General features: G+C 66.3%; 19 protein-coding genes. 5 read left to right on the forward strand and 14 right to left on the reverse strand.

Annotated features, from left to right (window positions below; translation table 11 throughout):
- Positions 1–35: 35 nt before the first annotated feature.
- The 10 genes from IB259_RS29265 to IB259_RS29310 form a co-directional block, all read right to left on the reverse strand.
- Positions 36–1,214, reverse strand: coding sequence for a CaiB/BaiF CoA-transferase family protein (locus tag IB259_RS29265; protein ID WP_225596974.1), 1,179 nt, complete (start codon positions 1,212–1,214; stop codon positions 36–38).
- A gap of 24 nt (positions 1,215–1,238) precedes the next feature.
- The gene (locus IB259_RS29270; RefSeq protein ID WP_054453293.1) at positions 1,239–2,519 is read right to left on the reverse strand and encodes a TRAP transporter large permease; all 1,281 of its coding nucleotides are present in this window, start codon (positions 2,517–2,519) and stop codon (positions 1,239–1,241) included.
- Positions 2,516–3,100 (reverse strand): TRAP transporter small permease, encoded by a 585-nt coding sequence (locus IB259_RS29275; RefSeq protein WP_192330883.1) that lies wholly within the window; start codon positions 3,098–3,100, stop codon positions 2,516–2,518. The genes IB259_RS29270 and IB259_RS29275 overlap by 4 nt, the downstream gene beginning before the upstream one ends.
- 3 nt (positions 3,101–3,103) lie before the next feature.
- Positions 3,104–4,126, reverse strand: coding sequence for a TRAP transporter substrate-binding protein (locus IB259_RS29280; RefSeq protein WP_166738421.1), 1,023 nt, complete (start codon positions 4,124–4,126; stop codon positions 3,104–3,106).
- A gap of 28 nt (positions 4,127–4,154) precedes the next feature.
- Entirely contained in the window at positions 4,155–5,123 is a 969-nt protein-coding gene (locus IB259_RS29285) for an SMP-30/gluconolactonase/LRE family protein (RefSeq protein ID WP_192330885.1), read from the reverse strand.
- 9 nt (positions 5,124–5,132) lie between these two features.
- Positions 5,133–6,071, reverse strand: a complete 939-nt coding sequence (locus IB259_RS29290; RefSeq protein ID WP_192330887.1) for a hydroxymethylglutaryl-CoA lyase — start codon at positions 6,069–6,071, stop codon at positions 5,133–5,135.
- A gap of 189 nt (positions 6,072–6,260) precedes the next feature.
- Entirely contained in the window at positions 6,261–7,163 is a 903-nt protein-coding gene (locus IB259_RS29295; protein WP_125472821.1) for a LysR family transcriptional regulator, read from the reverse strand.
- 69 nt (positions 7,164–7,232) lie between these two features.
- A complete protein-coding gene (locus IB259_RS29300; protein WP_192330889.1) occupies positions 7,233–8,876 on the reverse strand; it encodes a hypothetical protein in 1,644 nt (547 codons plus the stop codon).
- A gap of 105 nt (positions 8,877–8,981) precedes the next feature.
- Positions 8,982–9,149, reverse strand: coding sequence for a hypothetical protein (locus IB259_RS29305; protein WP_165867876.1), 168 nt, complete (start codon positions 9,147–9,149; stop codon positions 8,982–8,984).
- Positions 9,150–9,351: 202 nt separating this feature from the next.
- Positions 9,352–10,047 carry a DUF3313 domain-containing protein gene (locus tag IB259_RS29310; RefSeq protein WP_054453280.1) on the reverse strand — a complete coding sequence of 232 codons (696 nt, stop codon included), beginning with the start codon at positions 10,045–10,047 and terminating at the stop codon, positions 9,352–9,354.
- A gap of 272 nt (positions 10,048–10,319) precedes the next feature.
- Between IB259_RS29310 and IB259_RS29315 the strand changes: the two genes are divergently transcribed.
- The 3 genes from IB259_RS29315 (at position 10,320) to IB259_RS29325 (ending at position 11,775) form a co-directional block, all read left to right on the forward strand.
- Positions 10,320–10,514, forward strand: a complete 195-nt coding sequence (locus tag IB259_RS29315) for a hypothetical protein (RefSeq protein ID WP_054453278.1) — start codon at positions 10,320–10,322, stop codon at positions 10,512–10,514.
- Between the two features lie 43 nt (positions 10,515–10,557).
- Positions 10,558–11,046 (forward strand): GNAT family N-acetyltransferase, encoded by a 489-nt coding sequence (locus IB259_RS29320; RefSeq protein WP_125472818.1) that lies wholly within the window; start codon positions 10,558–10,560, stop codon positions 11,044–11,046.
- A gap of 96 nt (positions 11,047–11,142) precedes the next feature.
- Positions 11,143–11,775, forward strand: coding sequence for an FMN-binding negative transcriptional regulator (locus tag IB259_RS29325; RefSeq protein ID WP_192330962.1), 633 nt, complete (start codon positions 11,143–11,145; stop codon positions 11,773–11,775).
- On the opposite strand, the gene IB259_RS29330 is transcribed toward IB259_RS29325, so the two are convergent.
- The gene (locus IB259_RS29330) at positions 11,735–13,003 is read right to left on the reverse strand and encodes an MFS transporter (RefSeq protein WP_119450076.1); all 1,269 of its coding nucleotides are present in this window, start codon (positions 13,001–13,003) and stop codon (positions 11,735–11,737) included. The two genes, IB259_RS29325 and IB259_RS29330, sit on opposite strands and share 41 nt — an antisense overlap.
- 88 nt (positions 13,004–13,091) lie before the next feature.
- Between IB259_RS29330 and IB259_RS29335 the strand changes: the two genes are divergently transcribed.
- Both IB259_RS29335 and IB259_RS29340 read left to right on the forward strand, forming a co-directional pair.
- The gene (locus IB259_RS29335; protein ID WP_054453272.1) at positions 13,092–13,829 is read left to right on the forward strand and encodes a helix-turn-helix transcriptional regulator; all 738 of its coding nucleotides are present in this window, start codon (positions 13,092–13,094) and stop codon (positions 13,827–13,829) included.
- Positions 13,830–14,100: 271 nt separating this feature from the next.
- On the forward strand, positions 14,101–14,373 hold the full coding sequence (locus IB259_RS29340; protein WP_054453716.1) for a hypothetical protein: 273 nt from the start codon (positions 14,101–14,103) through the stop codon (positions 14,371–14,373).
- A gap of 7 nt (positions 14,374–14,380) precedes the next feature.
- Here the strand turns inward: IB259_RS29340 and IB259_RS29345 are convergent, their stop codons facing one another.
- From IB259_RS29345 to IB259_RS29355, 3 genes are all read right to left on the reverse strand, one after another.
- Entirely contained in the window at positions 14,381–15,145 is a 765-nt protein-coding gene (locus IB259_RS29345; protein ID WP_054453270.1) for a DUF1828 domain-containing protein, read from the reverse strand.
- Complete coding sequence (locus IB259_RS29350; protein ID WP_054453268.1) at positions 15,142–15,678, reverse strand: hypothetical protein; 537 nt, start codon at positions 15,676–15,678, stop codon at positions 15,142–15,144. The genes IB259_RS29345 and IB259_RS29350 overlap by 4 nt, the downstream gene beginning before the upstream one ends.
- A gap of 168 nt (positions 15,679–15,846) precedes the next feature.
- Positions 15,847–16,701 (reverse strand): neutral zinc metallopeptidase, encoded by an 855-nt coding sequence (locus tag IB259_RS29355; RefSeq protein WP_054453266.1) that lies wholly within the window; start codon positions 16,699–16,701, stop codon positions 15,847–15,849.
- Positions 16,702–16,723 lie beyond the last annotated feature (22 nt).

A 16,723-nucleotide genomic window follows, 5' to 3' on the forward strand; every position in this document is an offset into this window, starting at 1 on the left:
CGGTTGCGGCGGGCGGTTTCAAGCTCCCTGTTTGGCTAGACGGTTCCTTGTTCGCGTAGTTCCCTGATTCGGTCGCGCGACAGGCCCAATTCCTCCAGCACCGCATCGGTGTCCGCGCCCAATGCGGGCGCGGCGCTGCGGACCTGGCAGGGCGCTTCGGCGAACTTGATTGGAAAGCCCAGCATGCGCACCTGCTGGCCATCGGGATGGGCGACGTCCATGGCCATCTGCTGGTCCGCTACCTGCGGGTCGTCGAATACTTCCTGCAGGTTCAGCACCTGCCCGCAGGGCACGCCGTACTGGTTAAGGCGTTCGATCCAGTAGTGGCTTTCCTTCTGGCGGGTGCGGGCCTCGATGGCGGCCTTGATGGATGCGCGGTTCAGCATGCGGTCGGCGTTGGCCTGGAATTCCGGATGCACGCGCAGTTCGGGCAGTTCCAGCGCGTCCAGCAGCTTCTCGTACATGGCATCGTTGGACGGGGCGATCGCGACCTGGCCGTCGGCCGTCTCGAACAGCCCGTAGGGCGCGACGATGCCGTGGTCGTTGCCGGTGCGCGGAGGCAGCTCGCCGCTGGCGAAGTAGTTCGATGCCTGGAAGCTGAGCAACCCTATCATGCTGGAGAGCAGGCTGACGCTGATGGAGTCGCCGCGGCCGGTGCGCTCGCGGCGCAAGAGCGCGGCCACCACGCCCAGCGCGCCGTTCAGGCCGGCGGCCAGGTCGCTGATGGGCGGCCCCGCGCGCATGGGCGGATCGTCTTCGCCGCCGTTCAGGCTCATGAAGCCGCTCATGGCTTGGGCGATGAAGTCGAAGGCGGGCCGGTCGCGATAGGGACCGGACGCGCCGAAGCCGTTGATGCTGCAATGGATGATGTCCGGCCGCAACGCCTTCAGCGCTTCATCGCCGAAGCCCATCTTGTCCATGATGCCGGGCCGGTAGTTCTCGATCACGACGTCGCAGTGGGGTATCAGCTGGCGCAGGATGTCCTTGCCTTCGGCGCTGTACAGGTCCAGTGTCACTGACCGCTTGTTGCGGTTGTAGTTGGCGAAGTACCAGCTCAGGCCGTCCTTGAGCACGCCCTGGCGGCGAATAGGATCGCCTTCGCCGGGCGCTTCGATCTTGATCACTTCGGCGCCCATGTCGGCCAGTATGGATGTGCAGTACGGCCCGGAGATGATGCGGGTCAGGTCCAGGACGCGGATTCCGGTAAGTGGCATGGTTTGCATCTGCTTGGATTTTGGTCAGCCGCCCAGTCGCGGCAGCCACAAGGTCAGGGGAGGAAAGGCGCAGATCAGCGCGAGCACGATCAGCGACCAGATGAAGAAGGGCACGATTTCGCGCACGATGGGGCCTATCGGCGTGCGGCCCACGGCGGACGTGACGAACAGCAGGATGCCGACCGGCGGCGTCAGCATGCCCGTCATCAGGTTCAGGATCAGGATCATGGCGTACTGGATGGGGTCCATGCCGAGCTGGGCGCCGATAGGCAGCAGCGCCGGCAGCGTGATGATCATGGCCGGCAGCGGCTCCAGGATCTTGCCCACCAGGATCAGGAACACGTTCACCGTCAGCAGCACCACCCAGGGCTGGTCGGAGATGCCCAGGATGCCCTTGGCGATGGTGGCCGCGACGCGCGATTCGCTGATCAGCCAGCTGAAGGGACCGGCGGCGGCCAGCAGGAACAGCACCACGGCCATGGTGCGCCCGGCCGAGTAGAACGCCGATCCCAGCTCGCCCGGCTTCAGTTCCCGGTACACGGCTAGGCCCACGAGCAGGGCGTACACGGCCACGAACGCCGCGGCCTCCGTATCCGTCAGCAGGCCGAAGCGTATGCCGGCGATGATCAGGACGGGCATCATCAAGGCCCAGATGGACGCGCGCGTCACCCTGGCGCGCTCAGGCCAACTGGCCCGCGGACGCGATTGATAGCCGTGGCGCCGCGCCTGCCAGGCGCATATGGCCATGTAGCCCGCCAGCAGCATGAAGCCGGGAATGATGCCCGCCAGGAACAGGCGGATGATGGACAGGTTGGCCAGCACCGCATAGACGATCATCGGGATCGACGGGGGCAGGATGGGACCCAGCATCGCCCCGCAGGCGATGACCGCCTCGGGGTAGCCGCGCCGGTAGCCCTCGCGCTTCATCGAAGGGATCATGGCGGTGCCGATGGCGCTGGCGTCGGCCACGGCGGAGCCGCTGATGCCTGCCATGACCAGGTTGGTGGTCAGCGAGACTTGCGACAGGCTGCCGCGCATATGCCCGACCATGGCCATGGACCAGTTGATGAGCCGCAGCGTGACGCCGCCGCGGTTCATCAGTTCGCCGGCCAGGATGAAGAGGGGGATCGCGACCAGGGCGGTCTCGTCTATGCCGCCCAGCATCGATAGCGGCGCCTGGGCGATATCGACCCCGCCGCCGCCCTTGAACAGCATGCCTATCAGGGCGGCGGTGATCATCGCGAAGCCTATGTCCAGACCGGCCAGGATGAGCACGACGAAAAGCACGACGGAGAAGAGGATCATGGATGCGTTCCCGGAGTGTCGGGCTCGCCGCGCGCGAAGGCGTCCTGCGGCGCGGGGGCGTCGGGGATGAGCAGGCGCAGGGCCAGGAACAGCATGAAGAACACCATGCCCACGGTCAGCGAGGCGTAGCTGACGGCGTAGGTGAAAGGCGTTCCGACGATGTCCTGGAAGTTGCCCACGGCGACCACGTCCAGGCCCCTGTAGAACAGGGTGGCGGCCAGCGCCAGCAGGCAGGTGTCGAACAGGCGGTCGCGCGCGCGCCGCACGCGTTCCGGCAGATGGCGGTCGATGATGTCTATGACCACGTTGCGGCGCTCGCGCAACGCCATGGCCGCGCCGACGAACGCGCACCACAGCATGCCGATGCGCGCGACCTGGTCCCAGGCGTCGAACTGCGTCTTCAGCAGATAGCGGTCCAGGACCTGGGCGAAGCAGAACACCAGCACCATGGCCAGGGTCAGGGCGACCGCCAGCCGGCCGATCCAGCACACGGCGCGGTCGGCGCTCAGCGCCAGGCCGCGCCAGCCGGAGGCCGCGTGGGACGAGGCGCGCACGGTCGGCGCGGGCATGGGCGCGGCCATGGCTTACTCCTGCATCTTCTGGATGCGTTCGACCATGCCGGCCGGCCAATCCTTGCCTTCGTACTGCTGGTAGACGGTGGCCAGCGCCGCCTTGAACGCGGCCTTGTCGGGCTGCGTGTAGGTAACGCCGGCTTCCTTCAGGAGCTTGACTGCGTTGTCGTCCAGCTCCTGGTCCAGGCGGGTGGCGACCTTGCCGCCCGCCTTGGCCGCCTCGGTCAGCGCCTGGCGCTGCCTGGCGTCCAGGCCTTGCCAGACGCGTTCGGAAATGAACCAGCCCGTCAGCTCGTAGGCGTGGTCGGTCGCCGCCCAGTACTTGGCTTCCTCGTGGAAGCGCAACGGGATCGAAAGATCAAAGCCGTTGTCCTGGCCGTCTATCATGCCGCGGCCCAGCGCGGTGTAGATTTCGGTCATGCCTAGCGGCACGACCTGCGCACCCAGCTTTTCGAAGGTGGACTTCAGGATGGGAATGGCGGGAATGCGCAGCTTCAGGCCCTTGACGTCTTCGGGCTTGTTGATGGGCCGCGATACGGTCTGCAGCGCACGCGGCGAGCGTATGCCGAAGGCCGCAAACACCCGCACGCCGGATTTCTTGGCCACGTCATCGAAGATCTGCGCGAACTCGTCGCTGTTGATGATGCGCTCGGCCTGCTCGCCGCTCTTGAACAGATAGGGCGCATACAGGATGTTCAGCGGTTGGGCGCCGCGCAGGAACACCACGGACCCGAGGCCGAAGTAGCCCATGTCCAGCGTGCCCAGCTGCATGGACGAGAGGATCTTGCTGATGTCGCCCAATTGCCCGTCCGTGTAGACGTGCACCTGCAGGTCGTTCTGGGATTGCCTGGCGGCCTCTTCGGCAAAGGCGCGCATGGCATGGTCCCAGGGACTGTTGGAGGCGGCGATGGTCGCGATCTTCATTTCCCGCGCCTGCGCCTGGCCTGCGGGCGCGAACGCGCCGGCGGCGGTGATCGAAAGCGCCAGCAGGGCTGCCGAGGCGCGGACCAGTTGCTGCGATATTTTCTTGTGCATGATGTCTCCTCCGGGATGCGGATCCGGCCTACCAGTTCCAGTGCACGGGCTTGAGCCCGGCGACCGGCGAATCGAACACCGCCAGGCGGGATCCATTGATGCAGCCCATGTAGGCGGTCTTGCGCTCTGGGCCCCCGAACGCCAGGCTGGTGATGTTCTGCAGCCGCTTGCTATGGTTGTCGTAAACCATGGGGCGGCTCAGGCGATTGGCCAGGTATTCGGCTTCCAGCCTGTCGATGTGCGCGGCGTCGCCGTCCTCCAGCATGAGCTGCTGCTGCCCTTGCGGGCTGACGCGTATGACCCGGTTGGAGACCACGCTGACCACCCAGATGTGGCCCTCTTCATCGACCGCCATGCCGTCGGGATAGGTACCCTTGCCGAATTCGGTGATGACGGCGCGTTCGCTCAGGTCGCCGTTGGCGCCGATGCGAAAGCGCAGCAGGCGCCGGCCGAAGGTTTCGTTGACGTACAGGTGCGTGCCGTCCGGATCGGTGCGGCATTCGTTGGTCCAATGCACGTCCTGGGCCACGACGCGGGTGCCGCGCTCGTCGCGCACGGCGATGAAGCCGTCGGCGATGTCGCGGCGGAACTGATGGTCGCCGCGGCGCACGGTGCTGACGCAGATCCACAGGCGTTCGCGCTCGTCCAGCCAGACGAAGTTGACGCCGGGCAGGGCCACGCCGTCGATCTCCATGATGTAGGGCTCCGCCGTGCCGTCGCGCTGCACGCGCCAGACGCCGCCGTCGTCGGCCAGGTTGGCGACGGCAAACGAGCCGTCGCGCAACAGGGCGAAGCCGTTGGGTATCAGTCCGGACTGGGCGCCGATCAGGCGCGCGTCGCCGTTGGGCAGGATGTGGCGTATGCCGCCGGCCTTGTCCGACACGTAGAGATCGCCCGCGGCCGTGCTCAGCACGCATTCGGGGCGGTTCAAGTTGACGCCGGTCTCGCGCACCGCCGACAGGTCCAGGGCCGCGCCGCCATTCGATTTGCTGTCCATGGGGGCTCCTCAGCCGATCGCGCCGGCGGCTACGGCATAGTCATGCAGGCGCAGGCGCGGCCCCGCCTTCATCAGCTGGCCGGGCAGGCCACGGCCGACGATGCCTTCCAGCCGCTGGGCTACCTTGATCAGCGCGCCCAGGTCGACGCCGCTGTCCACGCCCATCTCGTCCAGCAGGTAGACCAGGTCTTCGGTGCAGATGTTGCCGGTGGCGCCCGGCGCGAACGGGCAGCCGCCCAACCCAGCCAGCGAGGATTCGTAGGAGGTGACGCCGGCGCGCAGGCCTTCCGCCACGTTCACCAGGCCGATGCCGCGCGTGTTGTGGAAGTGCAGCGATATCTTGACGCCGGGATGGTCGGCCCGCAGCGTCTCGACCGTGTTGCGCACCAGTCGGGGCGTGGCCATGCCGGTGGTGTCTCCCAACGTCACGGCGTCGAAGCCCTGGCGTGCGAAGTGGTCGAAGATGGTCCGGATGCGGCCCAGGTCCACGTCGCCCTCGAAGGGGCAGCCGAAGGCGACGGCAATGGCGCCCTTGCGCTTGATGGGGTGGTCTTTCAGCAGCTGCGCGATGTCCTCGATGTCGCGCAGCGATTGTTCGACCGGGCGGTTCAGGTTCTTGGTGTTGTGGCTCTCGGTGGCCGACAGGAACACGACGATCTCGTCGGCCTGCGACTGCAGCGCGCGTTCGACGCCCTTGCGGTTGGGCGCCAGCGCGCCCAGCACCACGCCCGGACGTTTGCGCACGCCCTGCAGCACTTCCTGCGCGTCGCGCATCTGCGGCACGGCGCGGGGTGAAACGAAGGAGGTGGCTTCGAAGTGCCGCACGCCTGCGTCGATCAGCGCGTTCAGGATCTGGATCTTGGTGTCGGTGGGCACGAACTCGGATTCGATCTGCAGTCCGTCGCGCATGCCGACTTCCACGATTTCGACTCGGTCTGGAAGGCTCATGGCTTGTCGTCTCCTGGCGCCCGGATCCTGCGCCCGCGAGGGCTTTGCGCGGCGATGTCCGGGACATGGGTGGTCGGCCACCATCTTCTGCGATGGACCCTGGCAGGACAAATCGTCAATCTTCGGCGGGGGATCGCGAAACGCGATGGCTCGGGGGCCAGGCGTCGCGCATGGGCAGGCTCGCGGGTCCTATTGCTGCGTTGCGGCTTCAGCGATCAGATGATCCAGCAGTAGCCGGGCGGCGCCCGATAGCGATTCATTGCTGCGCACGCACAACTTGAGCTGGCGGTGCGCCCAGGCGTCAGTCAGCGGAATGATGCAGAGCGCGTCGCACACATAGGCGGATAGGGCCTTGGTGGGCACGATGCCGACGCCCAGGTCCGCGCGCACCATGGACACCAGCGCGTCGTAGGAGGTGACCTGGAAGCGCAGCCGCAGAGAACGGTTCATGGACGCGGCCTCGCGCGTGAACAGATAGTTCGCGGCGCTGCCCCGGTGCATGCCGACGTGGTCATAGTCCAGCGTATCGGCGAACGATACCTGCCGGTGTCGCGACAAGGGGTGTCCCGAGAGCGTCACCAGCGCCATGACGTCGCGGTGGTAGGGATATATGTCCAGCCCGTTTTCGTCGTCGGATTGGGTGTAGACGCCGATGTCGGCGGCGTTGTCGATCACCGCGCGGGTGACGCCGGCGCTGACGGACTCTTCCAGGTCGATCTGCACGTTGGGGTGCTGGGTCAGGAAGCGGCGCAGTTCCATCGGCAGGAACTGCGCAATGGAAGACAGGTTAGCCGCGACGCGCACGCGGCCGCGCAGGCCGGCGGAGTAGTCGCGGATTTCGGCGGCCAGGTCCTGGGTTTGATGCAGCAGCGTGCGTGCGCGCCGCGCCAACGCGTGTGCGGCGCTGGTCGGTTCGACGCCGCGCGCATGGCGCTGAAACAGTGGGACGTCCAGGACGCGTTCGAGTTCGGACAGGCGCTTCGATAGCGCTGATGGCGCGATATGTTCGCGCGCGGCGGCCGCGGCGATGCTGCCTTCTTCCAGCACGGCCAGGAACACCTGCAGGGTATACAGATCCAGACGAGGGGTCATGGGAAGTCGCGGATAGATACGTCCGCGAGGATAGCGGCAGTCGCGGGCCGCGGGCCTAGGGGATTACGCTTAGCCGATTTCCACCCAGTCCTGCGCCGCGCCGCGCGCCAGCAGTTCGTCGACCGCGATGATGGAGATCCGGCCATCCGCCGTTCCCAGAGCCAGTTTTTCCTCATGGGCGTCCAGCGCGAAGACCAATGCAGGCAGGCCTTCCAGCCGCATCCTGGCGCGCAACCGGATCTCGCCCGACGCGGCATCCAGCAACAGCAGCCCGCCGTCCAGGAACGCGGCGGCGATCAGCCCGGGGCAGGGCATGAAGACGACCGCGCTGGCGGAGGCAGTGGTGGAATGTCGCCAGAGTTCGCGGTCACGGTCCAGCGGTTTGCGGTAAATGAAGCCGGCGCAGGCGACGTTGACGGCGGGAGCGTAGTGCCGCCCGCTGATGACCAGGCCAGCGCCTTGCGCGTCGTCGACGTAGCAGCCGGCAAGCTCCATGGCGTGGCTGTCGGGCTTGCCGTTGGCCTTGAGCACCGGCCACAGCGGCTTGGCCCGGCCGTCGGGCATGACCATGCACAGGCGTTTGGCCTCGTGGGAGCTTGCAGGCGTGCCTTGCACGCAGAACGGCGACGGCGCGCCGCTGATGCGGATGTAGTGATTGAAGCAGTCGTAGTGGCCCAGGTCCACGCGCCGTTCGGCGCCCGAGCCCAGGTCGCGCAGCAGGTCGCACGCGTTGCGGGTTGCGGGGTTGCGGTTCCTGCGGCCCAGCAATACGCCTTGCGAGGAGGCCGAGAACGTGTATTCGCCGTCGTACTCGCCGACGAGGTCCAGCCCGTCGTCCGTCAGCGTATACAGCCGGGAATCCTGGTGCCACTTCATGTCGGGCCGCTTCGAGGCTTCCACGACGTGTACATGGATGCCCGCCGCCCGGATGATCTCGGCGCCATGGCCGGCGCCGGCGTATGCGGCGACCAGGCCGTCTTCGACGTCTTGGATTTCCAGCAGGCAGCCGCCATGCGCTACCGCGATGCGCTTGGCGTCCAACCACGCAAGATCATGGATGGCCTTGCGGCTTCCCAGTTGCGGCAGCCCTAGCCATTGCGCGAGGCGGGACTCTGGCGCCGGCGCGGGGGGATCTTCTGCCGGCGCGATGTCGTTGCCTGACAGTTCCAGTTCGCCGGGACCGGCATCGGACCAGGTCGCCGCGTCGTAGGGCGTGCGCACGACGAACAAGGTGCTGAATGCGGCGTCGGGCGGATCGTCGGGCAGCCCTTCCCATTCTTCGTCCCAGGGCCGCACCCACGCCTCGATCCCGTCGCCCGAGGGGGTGAAGGCGCAATGCGCAACTTCGGGGATGTTGCGGAAGAACCGGCGCGAGAGCCCGCTGCGCCAATCCCACACCAGCAGGTCGCCTTCGAACAGATAGCCGCCGTCATAACTGCCTGCGCCGATCGCGACCACGGATTGGGTGGGATGGAAAGCGATGTGGTTGACGGGATGGCGCAGTTGGTCGAAAGCCGCGAACGGGATGGGACTGCCGTGGCGGTACAGCGCCACGCGATAGCGCAACGTCTGGCCGCCATACGCCGCGCGGGCGCGAGGGTTCGCGAGCAGGGGAAACTCGGAGGCCACGGCCGCGATTTCCCCTGCAGGGTCGAAGAACACTCCGGTAATCTTGCCGCTGCCTCGCAGCGGCGGATCGGCGATCATGGCCATGCTGGTTTCCGCGAGACGCGCGCCATTGATCGCGAATGCGGGCGCTGGGCCATAGGCAGGCGGGATAAGCTTATTCGAGGAGCAGGCCGGGGCGCCCGGCCGGGCTCATGTGCGAGCCCGGCTGGCGGCCGGCGTCTCCTTCTTCGCGCGTGGCTTGGGCGCGGGTTTCGGGTCTTGGGCAGGAGCGTCGAACTCCTGTTTGTTGCGTTCGCCCCGCGGGGTATTTTCCGGATGCGGCTTGGGAAAAGCCCAGGGCTTGGTTTTCTGATCCATTGCATGTACTCCTTGCACAGGCGGAACAGTAGCATTAGCCGTGGCACTGGGTAAGTGAGGGTTGACGTCAATATTCATCACATCGTGATTTTCGGTTGAAAAACGCGATGAATTCGACCCGCTTTGGCCCGTTCTGTTCCGCCTTGATGGATCAAGACCTGTCAACTCTGACAGGAAGTTCCCGTCGGTGCGAGCGCAGCCTCTAACCGGCTTCCGGCTGGTCTTCCTGCCAGATGCGGTCGAACTGTTCGCGCGCGTTGCGCGCCCAGTCGTCGATGGCGCTGCGCACGTCGTCCGCGGTGGGCTTGCGGTCAGCGGGGAGGTTGCCGCCCGTGACCGTGCCCAGCGAAGTGATCAGCAGCTCGTTGGTATTGGCGTCGCGCAGGGCGGCCTCGAGCAGCAGGCGCGCCGACTGGTCGCGGTAGCCGGCCGCCTTGACGGTCTGGCCGATCACGAAGCCGATGGGGATGTATTCCATCATCCTGGGGTCGCGCTCGTTGCGGAAGGTGCCGGTGATGGCGGCGCTCAGGCGCATTGCGTGTGGCGCGGGCCGTGTCAGCAGTTGGTAGCCGGCTTGTTCGAACTCGCGCCGGATCGCTTCGTTCAGGTAGGCCAGCGCGCGCTCGCGCATGGCGCTATCGGCTTTCATGTCCAGCTCGTCCGGTCGGTCGCCCTGGATGTATTGCACCGGTTCCAGAATGAGTTTTTTCTGGTACTGGCTGCCGATGGGCGGACCGGGGCGCACCCAGACCATGCCAGCGCTCCAGTCGGGATCCTGCTTGAGCCGGCTCTGGTTTTCACCCAGGGACGTGGAATAGTTCTGCGGCTTGGGCAGGTTGGTGCAGCCGGCAAGGCCGATCACTGCACAGCAGGCGGCCAGAGCGAGACGGATCTTCATATTCTTCTCTTCCTGAAAATGGCGCCCGGCGCGGCAGATGGAAAGGCCGTGCGCGTGTCGCGGGCGGCCCAATTATTGCCCCGTTTCGCGCCGGATTTTCCGCTTTGGCAGGGGTGGAAGCCCCGTTTCGCTGCAAAGCAGAATTCCATTTTGGGAAAACTGAAACGAAAGATCGGCGGGGCGTGGAAGACTCCATTGCGGGTAAGCCGTAATAGCTGCCGCGGAAAGCCGCCGCGGGACTACGATGGACGAGTGAACATAGGGAGACAACTATGGACACCGCCAAGCAATGGTATGCCGCCGTCAAGGACTGGCAGCGGGCCCGCGACGAGCTCACCGCCGCGATCGCCGCGATCAAGTGGCCGAATCCCACCCAGGATTGCCTGGACAACTATGACCGCGCCTACGCCAACGAAACCGGGGCGCGGGATCGCATGAACCAGGCATACGAACGCGTGCGACGATAAGCGCGCGCATCTCCTTGGGAGCGGCATTGCTACACTGCCGCGCATGACGGACCAACAACAGAAATTCATGATCAGGCCGAGCCGGCCTGAGGACGCAGTCTTGCTCGAAGACCTGCTGATGCGCACCTACGAAAGCACGTGGATGCCGGAAATGACGGCGGAAAGGGACGCCCAGTTTCGCGCAAGCGGCAAGACGGGCCAGTATGTGAGCGCCAGGGGCAGTCTTTTCATGGTGTGCGAAATCGACGGCGTGCTGGCGGGCATGGCGGATTGGGAAAACGACTTCATCTGGGCCTTGCATGTGCATCCCGCAAGGCAAGGGCAGGGTGTCGGCGGCGCATTGCTGGCCTGGATGGAAACGGCCATCCGCGCTGCGGGATTTGCTCAGGCGCGGCTGGAGACGGATTCCTTCAATATGCGCAGCCGCCAGTTCTACGGCAAGCACGGCTATGCCGAGATCGATACCTATCCTGACGAGGAATGGGACAGCGGCTTCACCACCATCCTGCTGGAAAAGCGCTTGCTAGCCTGATGCCGCTGGCTCCATGAAAAGAACCTCAGCTGGTCCTGGAAATGGAGCCACGATGGCGGTATGTTGTGGTTTTCAGCCGCTACCGCCGAACCCGCCATGTACCTGCCGTCCGCCTTTCGCGAAGACTCGCCCGAAGTCCAGCACGATTTCATCCGCGCCCATCCGCTGGGCGTGCTCATGACCAGCGGGGAGGGCGGGCTGATGGCGAACCACATTCCCTGTCTGCTGTATCCGGAAGGACCGCATGGCGTATTGCGCCTGCATGTGGCCCGCGCCAACCCGCAGCTTGCCGACCTTGCTTCGGGCCGCGAATGCCTGGTCGTATTCCACGGGCCGCAGGCTTACGTCACGCCGTCGTGGTACCCGACCAAGGCCGAGACGCACAAGGTCGTGCCCACCTGGAACTTCGTTGCCGTGCACGTCTGGGGCGCGCCGGTGATTCAGGATGATCCGGCCTGGCTGCGCGCCCAGTTGGATGCGCTGACCGACAGCCAGGAGAAAGCGCGCGCGCAGCCCTGGCGCGTGGCCGACGCGCCGGCGGATTTCATCGCGGCCCAGATGCGCGCCATCGTCGGCGTGGAGATTCCCATTGCGCGCATCGAAGGCAAATGGAAGGTCAGCCAGAACCGAACGGTTGCCGATAGGCGCGGCGTGGCCGAAGGCCTGGCCGGCGAAAACGGCGATGCCGTCATGGCTGGGCTGGTTGCCCGCCGCGGCGGGCTGGAGTAACGCGCCCCAACGCGAAACAGGCGATGGCGGCGGCCTGCAGGCTGGCCGCCGCCGCCAGGAACCAGAGCAGTGGCTGCCCGGCCTGTTCGGACCATGCCCGCAGCATGCCGAACGACGCGGGCGCGAAGGCGTAGGCGCCTTGCGACATGGCGACAATCAGCGGGACCACGCGTTGCGTGTCTTCGCGGGCGAACTCAGTCTGCGCGATCAATGGCGGCAGCGAGGTCGCGTTCCCTATGCCTGATCCGAACAGCAGTACGCCCAGCCAGATGGCCCAGGCGTGCTCTGCGGCCAGCATCAGAACCAATGAACCGGCGATCTGGATGGCGTAGGCCAGGCAGGCCACTTTGCGCCGGTCGGTGCCGGCAGGCATCAGCCAACCGACGAGCGTGCGCCCGCCGATGGCCGCGGCCGTAGCCAGGCCCATTGCCAGGCCTGCGGTCTGTGCGCCCAGCAGCGGCGCCAGCAGGGACAGCAGATGCGCGATCAGGCCGATCTGGGCGAACAGGCCCAGCGCCATGCCGGCGGCCAGGGTGAGAAAGGCGCGGTTGCGCCACAGGCCCGCCAGCGGCGCGGGCGAGGCGATGCCTGCCGTGGCCGCCGGCGCCTGCGCTGCAGCGCAAGCGCCATCAGGCTCCTGGCCCAGCTGTTGCGGCGTCAGGGCAAACACCTTGCGCGACAGCACGGCGATCACGGCCACCATCGCCGCGCCTACCCACAAGGCCGCCTGGGCAAATCCTGCCTGGCCGATCAGGTAAACCCATAAGGGCGAAAAGACGATGCCGCCGACGCTGGCGCCGTTGTAGGCCATGCCCAGCGCGGCGGGGCGGCGGCGGACGAACCAGGGTGAGATCAGCGCATTGACGGCGGCGGCACCCAGCGTCACCCAGCCCATGCCCGAGAGCAGCGCCGCCGCATAGAGCTGCCAGGGCTGTGCGGCCGCGGCCCAGCCGCTCACGCCGAACGCGAGCAGCACGGCGCCGCCCAGCGTGACCGCCGGCACCCCGCAACGCCGGTACAGCCGCGGCAGGTTGGCGACCACCAGGGTGCCGCAAAGAAAGTGCAGCGTGACGGCGCCGGATACCAGGGCCACGCCCCACCCGGTACGCTGCGTCACGGCATGCAGGAACACGGGCGGGCCGTAGAAGCCGACGCCCCAGCCGAAGATCGCCAGCACGAAGGTGGCGTAAAGCACTGTCCAGCCAAAGAATTTCCGGGATGCGCGCATGGGTGTCCGGGCAGGCCGGCCGCTGTCTTGTTGCGTTGAGTCGCAGTATGCTTGACTCTGCACACAACACTTTGGTCTGTGACGAATCATGGAATCCGAGTTCGCCGACATCAATCTTTCCGCCGTGGCTGGCGCCATCGCCGATCCGGCCCGGGCGCGCATGCTGTGCGTGCTGCTGGACGGCCGCGCCCGCACCGCGACCGAACTGGCGGCCGCCGCCGACATCGGCGCCTCCACCGCCAGCAGCCATTTCCTGCGACTGCGGGAACAAGGGCTGGTGGAAATGGCCGTGCAGGGCAAGCACCGCTACTACCGCCTGGCCAATGGCGAGGTCGGACATGCGCTGGAGGCCTTGCTGGTGGTGGCCGGCGCGGAGCGCGTGCCGTTCAAACCCAGCACGCCCTCGGCCCTGCGCGAGGCGCGTACCTGTTATGACCACATGGCGGGCACCCTGGCCGTGCGCATCCATGACGCGATGCTGTCGCGCCAATGGCTGACGGCGGACGGGCGCGATTACCTGCTGACGCCTTTGGGCGAGGCGGCCCTGGCGCAGATAGGCGTGGACGTGATGCAGGCGCGCCAACGCCGGCGGCGTTTCGCCTGCTCCTGCCTGGACTGGAGCGAGCGTCGCTCGCATCTGGGCGGCGCCTTGGGCGCGGCTCTGCTGGAGGCGCTGACGCGCCGCGACTGGATCAGCAAGGACTTGGATTCGCGCGCGTTGAGCGTGACGAAGAAGGGCGAAAAGCAGTTTCCCGCCTTCTTCGGGCCAGCGGATGAGCAGCCCGCCGCAAGCGCTGCGCGCCGGGACCGGAATGTCGCTGCATGAGCCTGCAATAAGGTGTGCATATGCAACAGATCTAGGGAAATCCCCGTGAACCCGGGTGGGGACGGGTTGCGGCAGCGCCCCGCGTTGCGCCGCAAGCCGCGTCAACCCTGGACATGCGGCGCGCGGATGGGCCGCGCGTAGCGTTCCTGGGAAACGGGGACGTACCTATCGCGATGCAACAGTGTTTCTATTTTCTGCCATCGTTACAAAACATATCCGAACTGTCATAGTCAAGCGGGGTATGCTGGATCGCACAAAGAGGGCATCCGAAGTGCATCAGAACAACTTGATCTACAAGGGATACCGGCTGACGGCCAAAGTGTCCCGGGGCGCAGACGCCGAGGTTCAGGCGCAATCCAGCGGCCCCGTATTCATAGCGTCGGTGATGGTGGTCCAGGCAGGCGCCGTGCTCGAAGGCGGCGACGAATATCCGGTTCCGCGTTTTGCCGAGGGCGGTTTTGTCTACAGTCCGCGTGAAGCGGTGCATGCAGCGATCCTGCACGGCCGCGAAATCGTCGACGGCCTGACCAACCTGCCAGCCTGACGCCGTCCTAGCCGGAAAAGACTTCCCGCCAATCGCGCGTCTTGGCCAGCGTCTGCACGGTCGCGGACTGTTCCAGGATGGTCACGGCCTTCTTGAATTCCTCGGCCGAGGCGCCGTCCTCCAGGATGACCATGCGCGAGTTGCGCGCGTCCGCCATCTTCACGTCCGACATCTTGCCGTGGGTCTGGTAGACCTGCGTCCAGTCCATTTTCTTGCCGGCCTTCAGGGCGATCGGTTCGATGTACGTCAACGCGGTGCTGCTGGCGGCGCGTACCGCGAAGGCGAAATCGGCCGTGTGGCCGCTGCTGCCCTTGGCGCGCGCGCCCTTGACCATGCGGTTCACGCCCACGCCCGCCGCCAGCGCCCGCCCGACCTGGGCGCGAAAGCGCAACTGGCTGAACTTCGGCATCCATTTGGCGCACTGGAACGACAGCGCCATCGCCAGCTTGACCGCGTCCCACAGCGCTTCCTGCAGCTGCTCGTTGGGACCGCTGGCGACGATGGCGCCGTCGCGGTCGAAGTGCGCCAGGCTGACGCCCGGGGTTTCATTCAGGATGTCGATGCGCTTGGCCGCCAGGTCGATGCCGTAGCTGGACGCGTGCATCGCGGTCTCACAGGCGTCGGTCAGGTAGAACGTGGACTCGTCGGGATGCGCGATGAAGAAGGCCGCGTGCTGCCCGTCCAGGCCCAGTGTCATGGGCGATATGGCGCGGATGGCGTGCTCGCCCGCCGGCAGGACGGTCCAGCCGGAGGCTTCCAGGAAAGTGCTCATAGGATCAGTTCGATTTGGCGGCCTTTGAGGGGATGCGCGAATCCGCCGGTGAGCGTCAGGTTCGCCCGCGGCAGGAAGTACTGCATCAGCGCGCCGATATTCTGCAGGGCGGGCACGATGGGCTCGGCATAACCTTCGCCATCATCCACCCAGATGTGTTCATGGCTGCGGTCCGCAAGCGGCTTGCGGTACTGAGGCCGGCCTTCGCCCACCAGGCTGGTGTGGAAGGAGTCGTCGGTGTCCACGCCGAACACGCGGTGCGGGCCTACGAAGAGGCTGGCGCAGAACGCTTCGGCCAGGAAAATCGTGGCCTGGCCGTGCACGGCCGTGCGCGCGCCGCGATAGGTGGCGCGGAAGATCACGTCTTCGCGCACTTCGCCCTTGACCCGGCAGGCGCAGGCGAATTCCATCCATTGGAGATTGCTGGCGGCGGGCTTGGGCACCCAGGCGATCGGTTTTACGGTTTCCTTGGGTTCGGCAAGAATCTCTTGCACCTCATCAACGGTGATTAGCGGTTCGAACTTGTTGGCCATGGAACTGATCTAGGGTCTTGGAAATGCGCGCGCCGGGCAGCGCGCCTGGCAAGCGCCGCGCGGCGGCGGGCGCACGCGCAACACTGCGAGGGGGCGTAATCTTACAAGATGAAGACTGCGCCGCCTTTTTGCTGTATGGATGTACAGCCTAAGGACGGCGCGTCGCGGCTATAGCGAGCTGGCGCCGAACGTGTCGCACTGCTTGATGCTGCCGCTCTCCAGGCCGCGCTTGAACCAGCGCACGCGCTGGGCCGAGGAGCCGTGGGTGAAGGAATCGGGCACCACATAGCCCTGGCTCTGCTTCTGCAGGCGGTCGTCGCCGATGGCGGTGGCGGCGGTCAGGGCCTCTTCCACGTCGCCGCTTTCCAGGATGTTGCGGGCCGCGTTGGCGCGCTGCGCCCACAAGCCGGCGAAGCAGTCGGCCTGCAGTTCCATGCGCACCGACAATGCATTGGCCTGCGCAGGATTGCGGCGGCGCAGGTTGTCCACCTGGTCCGAGATGCCCAGCAGATGCTGGACGTGGTGGCCGACTTCATGCGCGATGACATAGGCTTGGGCGAAATCGCCCGGCGCCTTGAAGCGGTTCTGCAATTCGTCGAAGAACGCCAGGTCGATGTACACCTTGCTGTCGCCCGGGCAGTAGAACGGCCCCATGGCCGACTGTCCGGTGCCGCAGGCCGTGGGCGTGGCGCCGCGGAACAGCACCAGCTTGGGCGCCACGTATTGGCGGTTCAGGTCCTTCTGGAAAATGGCGCTCCAGGTGTCTTCGGTTTCGCCCAGGACCTTGGAGACGAACACTGCCTGTTTGTCGTTGGCGGGCGGACGCGTGGCGGGCCCCTGCTGTTGCTGCACGGGCGGGCCTTCGGCCATCTGCAGGACCACGCTGGGGTCCACGCCGAAATACATGGCGACCAGGGCCAGCACGATCGTGCCTATGCCGATGGTGCCGCGGCCGCCGATGCGTGGGCCGCTGGAACGGCGGTCTTCCACATTGTCGCTTTCGCGCGAGTCATCAAGGCGCATACTGTTTCTCCGGGCGGGTCGG

This window comes from Achromobacter sp. ACM04 (assembly GCF_014851465.1).
In the GTDB taxonomy this organism is placed as follows: Bacteria; Pseudomonadota; Gammaproteobacteria; order Burkholderiales; family Burkholderiaceae_B; genus Achromobacter; species Achromobacter aegrifaciens.